General features: G+C 40.9%; 1 protein-coding gene. It reads right to left on the bottom strand.

Annotated elements, in window-relative coordinates; genetic code table 11:
• The coding region (locus K2Y18_00590; protein ID MBX9804235.1) for a DUF4158 domain-containing protein at nucleotides 1-1,405 on the bottom strand (1,405 nt) is incomplete at its 3' end.
• Between the last annotated feature and the right edge of the window lie 393 nt (nucleotides 1,406-1,798).

Here is a 1,798-nt window from a genome sequence, read left to right as displayed (position 1 = left end):
AAAGCTTTTTTATGACACGATAAGTGGGGCGTGGTTCTTCTTGTGACCACTTGATAATGCTGCATTCATCTTTAATAATGACGTTACGTTTCCATGACTTCCCAACGATCTCCATTGGTGGTTCATCGGTTTGTTTTCCCCTTAACCATTCAAGACTGGCAAGAAGAGGTTTTCCCGCCTGATTACCCTCAAAATTGATCACTCGAAGAAGCGCTGGTAAAAATTTTTGAACGGTTTTTTCCTTTTGTTCAAGCTCATGATAAAACACATTACTTGGCGGCCTGATTAAGGCGCTGGCATTTTCAACCGCATGGATGAGTGCTTCATGACCTACGGTTTTATAAATGGCATCCCGAATTTCATGATCAGGGAATTCCGTATTCAGTAGTAACCTACAGGCATCAAGCAATGTGGCCGCAGCTTTATCAAGATCTTTAAGAGTTCGCAATCGCGTCTTTTTATTTTCCTGCTTGGCTTTTGAGAATAAATCACCCAATACCATACTGAGCACGTCCAGCGAATCATCTTGTGAGTCTGATTCAAAATGATTGGCAAATGCAACGAGCGTGGCCATTTTACGCTCAAAAGGCAAGCGGTTGATTGCTGTAATTTTTGCTGTATTGGCGTAACGCGCCAGTATTGCTATTCTGCTGGCTGGTATGCGGTACAATGGCAAGTCAACACGCATGGTGCGAGCAGATTCAACTCGTTTTAATGCTTGCACAAGAGCAGTACTGTTGACACTAACTGGACCTTTACGTAGCTTATCAAGCAATGACTTATGTTCGTCATCCTCTGTTACCAAGAGGTCACTCAGTTTTTTTTGCTGTTCAGTAGTTAATTTTTTAATCAACATTCGCCATAAGCGAGATTCCATCCTGGAACGAATTTCTGCGATAAAACGCTCAAGGACTGTCACACCAGGCAGCAATATTTTGTTTGTACACAACCAAGCTATTGCATGATCAAAAAGTACACCTGGTCTATCAGTACCAGTCCAGCACAATGCGCACAATATACGCCCAAGTCGAAAACGACTACCTTTCTCTACAAATTCAACGTATCCATAACGAGATCGGATTTCAACATTATGTTGCCAACGCTGCCTGCTGACTTGATAAATTGACAAACATTCTCTGGCACCCGAAATACTGATTTGAGAAGCAACTCGTTCCACCACTACATGTGGTAGAGTCAGAAAATCATTAATAAAGGTTCCGAGAAAACGCACTGTTACAAGTTGCAAGGCATAACCCAAGCGACTGAAATCACCACGCTTGCCTGCTATCCATTCAAGATCTTGGTCATCCAGGAAAAAAAGACTGGCAGCAATATCTGATGACAGGTTATCAGGGTATCGTGCATAGTTATCCCGTTGGGCTGGTGATAAAAAACTAACTGGCATGCTTATCCTAATCCATAAAAGCGTGAATGGGTGATATCGTATTTTGCTACCAGAATAATCATGATGATTTCATCCTGCAGTAATGAATAGCTACGAGTTTGGTTTTGTTCCTTTTTGGGAAACTGGGACAAGCGGTCTTTTCAATGGCTGACATAATGACTCCTGATGCGTACCAAAAACAGATGTTTTTGATACAATGCGCAAAGACCTTGCATTTTGAAATGAAACAAACGAAAATTCGTTCCAAAACTAATGCCAAAATAATTTACGCCAAAATACACGGTTATTCTTGTTTTTGGAACAAAAATTTATACATCAGGAAGTGAAAATGAAATTTGGATATGCCCGTGTGTCTAAAAATGAACAGAGCCTTGACGTACAAATTCAAAAACT

The organism is Alphaproteobacteria bacterium (assembly GCA_019746225.1).
Taxonomy (GTDB): Bacteria; Pseudomonadota; Alphaproteobacteria; order Paracaedibacterales; family VGCI01; genus VGCI01.
This window is presented reverse-complemented; position numbering and strand designations above follow the sequence as displayed.